We start from the raw sequence: 6723 nt of genomic DNA on the forward strand, positions 1-6723 counted from the left end.
GAAGGTCATGGTGGTCGACGACCACCCGATGTGGCGGGACGCGGTCGCCCGGGATCTGGCCGAGGCCGGGTTCGACGTCGTGGCGACGGCCGGGGACGGCCTCCAGGCGGTGCGCCGGGCGCAGGCCGCCTCGCCCGATGTGCTGGTCCTGGACCTCAATCTGCCGGGGCTGCCCGGCGTCCAGGTGTGCAAGGAACTGGTCGGCAGCAATCCGGCGCTGCGGGTGCTGGTGCTGTCCGCGAGCGGTGAGCACGCCGATGTCCTGGAAGCGGTCAAGTCCGGGGCGACCGGCTATCTGCTGAAGTCGGCGAGCACCGCGGAGTTGCTGGACGCGGTGCGGCGGACGGCCGCCGGCGACGCGGTGTTCACCCCGGGCCTGGCCGGTCTGGTGCTCGGTGAATACCGCAGGCTGGCGACCGAGCCGGCCCCCGTGACCGCCGACGAGCCGGGCGCGCCGCAGCTGACGGACCGGGAGACCGAGGTGCTGCGGCTGGTCGCCAAGGGACTCTCGTACAAGCAGATCGCCGAGCGCCTGGTCATCTCGCACCGCACGGTCCAGAACCACGTCCAGAACACCCTCGGCAAGCTCCAGTTGCACAACCGCGTGGAGCTGGTGCGGTACGCCATCGAGCGGGGCCTGGACGAGGCGTGACCGGCGTGTTCACCGGCCGGGCCGGCCGCGGCCCGGTGCGGTCCGCTCGTACGGGTGAACGCCCCGGCCCAACTCCCCGGTAAATCACCGACATCACCGCCTGCCCCATCCCTGAGTGACCCAGATCACCATTAGCGTGACCGGGGTCGGATCGAGTACGGCCGTGTGCGCGGCCGCTGACGGGATGTAGGTGAAGCAGCGATGCGGGTCGGAGTACTGACCGGCGGCGGCGACTGCCCCGGTCTGAACGCGGTGATCAGGGCGGTCGTCCGCAAGGGCACCCAGGAGTACGGATACGGGTTCGTCGGCTTCCGGGACGGCTGGCGCGGGACGCTGGAAGGCGACACCGTGCCGCTGGACATCGCGGCGGTACGCGGCATCCTGCCGCGCGGCGGCACCGTCCTCGGCTCCTCGCGGACCAACCCGTTCAAGGAGAACGACGGCGTCCGCCGGATCAAGGAGACGCTCGCCAAGTACGAGATCGAGGCGCTGATCGCGATCGGCGGCGAGGACACCCTCGGCGTCGCCGCCCGGCTCTCCGACGAGCACGCCGTGCCCTGCGTCGGCGTCCCCAAGACCATCGACAACGACCTGTCGGCCACCGACTACACCTTCGGCTTCGACACCGCGGTGGGCGTCGCCACCGAAGCCATCGACCGGCTGCACACCACCGCCGAGTCCCATATGCGCGTCCTGGTCGTCGAGGTGATGGGCCGGCACGCCGGCTGGATCGCGCTGCACTCCGGTCTCGCCGGCGGGGCGAACGTCATCCTCATCCCGGAGCAGCGCTTCGACATCGACCAGGTCTGCCGGTGGATCGAGTCCCGCTTCCAGGTCCGCTACGCCCCGATCGTGGTCGTCGCCGAGGGCGCGATGCCCAAGGACGGGCAGATGGTGCTCAAGGACGACTCCACCGACTCCTTCGGCCATGTCCGGCTCTCCGGGGTGGGGGAGTGGCTGGCCAAGGAGATCGAGTCGCGTACGGGCAAGGAGGCACGCACCACCGTCCTCGGGCACACCCAGCGCGGCGGCACGCCCAGCGCCTTCGACCGCTGGCTGGCCACCCGCTTCGGGCTGCACGCCATCGACGCGGTGCGCGACGGCGACTTCGGGACGATGGTCGCGCTGCGCGGCACGGACATCGTCCGGGTGCCGATCGCGGACGCCACCGCCCGGCTGAAGACCGTCGATCCGGCGCTCTACTCCGAGGCCGGGGTGTTCTTCGGCTGAGCCGGAGCGCGCACCGCTCCCGCCGCCGCTCCGTCCGGGCGGCACCGCCGGGCGATGGGCCGTATATTCGCCATACGCGACCTATCCGGCCTATCGCCCATAGGCGGGAGATTCTGAACCGGCGGAAGAACCCGGGAGAGCTCGTGGAGATCGTCGCCTTCGGCGTGCAGGCGGATGAGCAGCCGTTCCTGGAGAAGGCCTTCGCCGGCCGCCACCAGGTCCGCAGCCTGGACGTCTTCCTCAACCGCGACACCGCCCCCATCGCCCGCGGATACGAGATCGTCAGCTCCAGCGTCAACGCCGATCTGGGCGCCGACGTCCTGCAGACCCTCGCGGCCGGCGGGACGAAGATGATCGCCCAGCGCTCCACCGGCTTCAACAACATCGATCTGGAGGCCGCCGCCGACCTCGGGCTGAGCATCGGCCGGGTCGCCTTCTACTCGCCGTACGCGGTCGCCGAATTCGCCTGGTGCCTGGCGCTGGCCGTCAACCGCCGGATCGTCCGGGCCACCAACCGCACCCGTAACTTCGACTTCCGGCTGGACGGCCTGATGGGCCGCGATCTGCGCGGGCGTACGGCGGGGGTGCTCGGCACCGGCAAGATCGGCACGGCCTTCACCCGGATCGCCCATGGCTTCGGCATGGACCTGCTGGGCTGGGACCTCGCCGAGAATCCGCGCTGTGTCGAACTCGGTATGAAGTACGTCGCCCGGGAGCGGCTGTTCGCCGAGGCGGACCTGGTCTCCCTGCACCTCCCGCTGGTGGACGACACCCGCCATCTCGTCGACGCCGCCGCGCTGGCCGCGATGAAGGACGACGCGATCCTGGTCAACACAAGCCGCGGCGGACTGGTCGACACCGCCGCCCTTGTCGACACCCTCAAGGCCGGCCGGCTCACCGGCGTCGGCCTGGACGTCTACGAGGAGGAGGCGGCGTTCTTCTTCTTCGACAAGTCCCTGGACATCATCAGCGACGACACCCTGGCCCGGCTGATGACCTTCGGGAACGTCCTGGTCACCTCGCACCAGGCGTACTTCACCGAGGACGCGGTGGGCCAGATCGTCGAGGCCACCGTGGCCAACGTCGAGGACTATCTGGCCCACCGCACCAACCGGAACATGCTGGTCACACGAGGACAGCTGCCAACAGCTGTGCGGTGACCGAGGCGCCGTCCAGGGTCAGCACCGACTCCGGGTGGAACTGCACCCCCGCGAAGCCCGGACCGCGCAGCGCATGCACCTCGCCGGTGACCGCGTCCCGGCTCAACTCCACGCGGTGCATGGCCAGTTCGGCGGCCGTGGTGTCATCGCAGCGGGCGGTGAAGGTGTTGTAGAAGCCCACTGTCTCCTCGCGCCCGAAGAAGTCGATCCGTTCCTGGGCGCCCTGGAACGGCACCTCCTTGCGGACGATCTCCAACCCCAGCTCCGCGGCGAGGAGTTCATGGCCCAGGCAGACGCCCAGCAAGGCGGGGCGGTCCGAAGGGCCTCGATGAGGGGCGGTGGCCGGGAGACGGGCGGGCCCGGGCCCCGCGACCAGCTCCGCGGTCAGCGACCGCAGAAAACGCATCTTGGGGTCCGCGGCGTCCGACGGATCGCCCGGCCCCGGGCCCAGCACCACCGGACCTTGGTGCGTACGGGCGGCCTCCCGCAGCCCCGGCTCGTCGAAGCGGCGCACCGAGACCGTCAGCCCCGAGGTGCGCAGCAGATGCGCCAGCATCGCGGTGAAGGTGTCCTCCGCGTCGATGACCAGGGCATGTCCGCTCAGCGCGGCGGTGGGCGCGGTCGTCTGCATCCGCAGCCAGAACGGCGCCAGACCGGCCCGGCGGCCGTCCAGCGCGGCCCGCACCCGCGGGTCGTCGGCCAGCCGCGGCCGGCCGCCGTCCGCCGGACGCGCCGGTGCCGCCCGTACGCCCAGCGCGGTCAGCACGCCCGCCGCCTTGGCGTGCGTCTCGGCGACCTCCCCGTACGGGTCCGAGGCGCGCACCAGCGTGGCGCCGACCGGCACCCGCAGCCGGCCGGCCGCGTCGATGTCCGCGGTACGGATCAGGATCGGCGAGTCCAGGGTCTGCGCACCGCCGGCGTCCCGCCCGATCAGCGCCAGCGCGCCCGCGTAGTAGCCGCGCCCCCGTCCGTCCGGGCCCGCCGGCTCGTGCCGCTCGATCACCCGGCAGGCGTTCTGCACCGGCGAGCCGGTGACCGTCGCCGCGAACATCGTCTCCTTGAGCACCTCGCGCACATCGAGCGTGGACCGGCCGCGCAGCTCGTACTCGGTGTGCGCGAGATGCGCCATTTCCTTGAGCCGGGGCCCGATCACGACACCCCCCTTGTCGCCGACGGTGCACATCATCTTCAGCTCCTCGTCCACCACCATGGACAGCTCCTCGGCCTCCTTGCGGTCGCCGAGGAACGCCAGCAGGCTCTCGGGGGTGGGCCCGCCCTCCGGGTAGCGGTAGGTCCCGCTGATCGGATTCATCACGACCGTGCCCCCGGCCATCCGGACGTGCACCTCGGGGCTGGCGCCGACCAGCGTGCGCACCCCGGGCCGGTGTACGACGTACGTCCAGTACGCGCCCCGCTCGCCGACCAGCAGCCGCCGGAACAGGGCCAGCGCGTCGGCCGCCGAGAAGTCCGCGACCGCGCCCTCGAACGTCCGGCGGATGACGAAGTTCGCGCCTTCGCCGGTGCCGATCTCGTCCCGCACCACCCGCCCGACGATCTCCGCGTAGGCGTCGTCGTCGACGTCGAACGCCCCGTCCGTCACCCGCACGTCATGGGTGGGCAGCGCCGCCAGCAGCTCGTCCAGCGGCACCTCGGCGGTCTCCCGGGGGCGCAGCACGGCCAGCGGGGTGCCGTCGTCCTGCGCCCGGAAGCCGCGCTCGCGGATCTGCCGGAACGGGATCAGGGCGAGCGCGTCGGTCACCGGCGCGTCCGGCACCCCGTCGCCCAGCGGGATGTCGGCCAGCCGCTCGACCTCGGTGACCTCGCCGGTCAGCACCTCTATGGTGCCGGCGGCCTCCCGGCCCGGGGTACGGCGGCGCAGCAGGGCGAACGGCGGGCAGGCGGGGTCGAGCAGCCGCCGGACGAGCGCGGCGGCGTCGGTGGGGGCGGGGGGCTCGCGGTGCATGGCGGGAGTTCCTTCCAGGAGGGGAGGAACGGCCGCCGGAAAAGGCTGAAGGCCGCCCCTCGGGCGGCCTTCGCGAAATCTGGGAGTGCGCGCGAATCAGTGGGCCGCCGGATGAGCGGTCCACCACCAGTTGCTGTTCAGAGCAGGTCGCGTGCACATGGGGCGCACCCTACCCGACGGTCCGCGTGCCGTGCGTCTCAAAGTCCGGATACCCGGACGGACACCCGCGCGCGACCCCGTAATGTGGGGCTTGTGACCGTGAACGCTGAAACCCACGCCGGTGGCAACACCTGGCGAGACCTGCCCGCGGCGCAGCAGCCTGACTGGCCGGACCAAGAGGCTCTGCGCGATGTGATCGCGGAGCTCGAGTCCTATCCGCCGCTCGTCTTCGCGGGCGAGTGCGACCAGCTGCGCGAGCGCCTGGGAGCGGTCGCCCGTGGTGAGGCGTTCCTGCTTCAGGGCGGCGACTGCGCGGAGGCCTTCGACGCCGTATCCGCCGAGCACATCCGTAACAAGCTCAAGACGCTGCTCCAGATGGGCGCGGTGCTGACCTACGCCGGGTCCGTCCCGGTCGTGAAGGTCGGCCGGATCGCCGGCCAGTACAGCAAGCCGCGCTCCAAGCCCACCGAGACCCGCGACGGCGTGACGCTGCCGACCTACCGCGGCGACTCCGTCAACGGCTTCGAGTTCACCGAGGCGGCCCGTGTCCCGGACCCGCAGCGGCTGAAGCGGATGTACCACGCCTCCGCGGCGACCCTGAACCTCGTGCGCGCCTTCACCACCGGCGGCTACGCCGACCTGCGGCAGGTGCACGCCTGGAACCAGGACTTCGTGAAGTCCTCGCCCTCCGGACAGCGCTACGAGGCGCTGGCCCGCGAGATCGACCGCGCGATGAACTTCATGAACGCCTGCGGGGTCAACCCCGAGGAGTTCCGCACCGTCGAGTTCTACGCCTCCCACGAGGCGCTGGTCCTCGACTACGAGTCGTCGCTGACCCGGGTCGACTCGCGCACCGGCAACCTCTACGACGTCTCCGGCCACATGGTCTGGATCGGCGAGCGGACCCGTCAGCTGGACGGTGCGCACATCGAGTTCGCCTCGCGCATCCGCAACCCCATCGGTGTCAAGCTCGGCCCGACGACCACCGCCCAGGACGCGCTGACGCTCATCGAGCGCCTCGACCCGGAGCGGGAGCCGGGCCGGCTGACCTTCATCACCCGCATGGGAGCGGACAAGGTCCGCGACAAGCTCCCCGAGCTGGTCGAGAAGGTCACCGCCTCCGGTGCCCAGGTCGCCTGGATCTGCGACCCGATGCACGGCAACACCTTCGAGGCCGCCTCCGGTCACAAGACCCGGCGCTTCGACGACGTGCTGGACGAGGTCAAGGGCTTCTTCGAGGTCCACAAGAACCTGGGCACGCACCCGGGCGGTATCCACGTCGAGCTCACCGGTGACGATGTCACCGAGTGCGTGGGCGGCGGCGACGAGATCTTCGTCGACGACCTCCACCAGCGCTACGAGACCGCCTGCGACCCGCGGCTCAACCGCAGCCAGTCGCTGGACCTGGCCTTCCTGGTGGCGGAGATGTACCGCGATCAGTGAGGCAGCGGGCCGCTGACCTGCGCTGACGGTCGGGGCTGAGACAACGGTGGGGCGCGGATCTGTGTTACGCGCCCCCCAGCCGTTTGCGGCCCCAGCCCGGCCACGTAAAGTAAGGG

The 6723-nt window shown here is 71.2% G+C and carries 5 protein-coding genes; 4 read left to right on the forward strand and 1 reads right to left on the reverse strand.

Annotated elements, in window-relative coordinates:
* Positions 1–7: 7 nt before the first annotated feature.
* The 3 genes from ACFW5B_RS33485 to ACFW5B_RS33495 all read left to right on the forward strand — a co-directional run bounded on the left by ACFW5B_RS33485 (position 8) and on the right by ACFW5B_RS33495 (position 3042).
* A complete protein-coding gene (locus ACFW5B_RS33485) occupies positions 8–652 on the forward strand; it encodes a response regulator (protein WP_386448257.1) in 645 nt (214 codons plus the stop codon).
* A gap of 201 nt (positions 653–853) precedes the next feature.
* A complete protein-coding gene (locus ACFW5B_RS33490) occupies positions 854–1882 on the forward strand; it encodes a 6-phosphofructokinase (protein WP_386448249.1) in 1029 nt (342 codons plus the stop codon).
* 143 nt (positions 1883–2025) lie between these two features.
* Positions 2026–3042: a 2-hydroxyacid dehydrogenase gene (locus ACFW5B_RS33495; protein WP_386448252.1), complete on the forward strand. Its 1017-nt coding sequence runs from the start codon at positions 2026–2028 to the stop codon at positions 3040–3042.
* Here ACFW5B_RS33495 and ACFW5B_RS33500 read toward each other — a convergent pair.
* Positions 3008–5005 (reverse strand): anthranilate synthase family protein, encoded by a 1998-nt coding sequence (locus ACFW5B_RS33500; protein ID WP_386448254.1) that lies wholly within the window; start codon positions 5003–5005, stop codon positions 3008–3010. The two genes, ACFW5B_RS33495 and ACFW5B_RS33500, sit on opposite strands and share 35 nt — an antisense overlap.
* Before the next feature lie 258 nt (positions 5006–5263).
* On the opposite strand from ACFW5B_RS33500, the gene ACFW5B_RS33505 reads away from it, so the two are divergent.
* Entirely contained in the window at positions 5264–6607 is a 1344-nt protein-coding gene (locus tag ACFW5B_RS33505; RefSeq protein WP_386448260.1) for a class II 3-deoxy-7-phosphoheptulonate synthase, read from the forward strand.
* The last annotated feature ends 116 nt before the right edge of the window (positions 6608–6723 follow it).

The sequence above is a fragment of the Streptomyces sp. NPDC058773 genome (genome assembly GCF_042746015.1).
Lineage (GTDB): Bacteria > Actinomycetota > Actinomycetes > Streptomycetales > Streptomycetaceae > Streptomyces.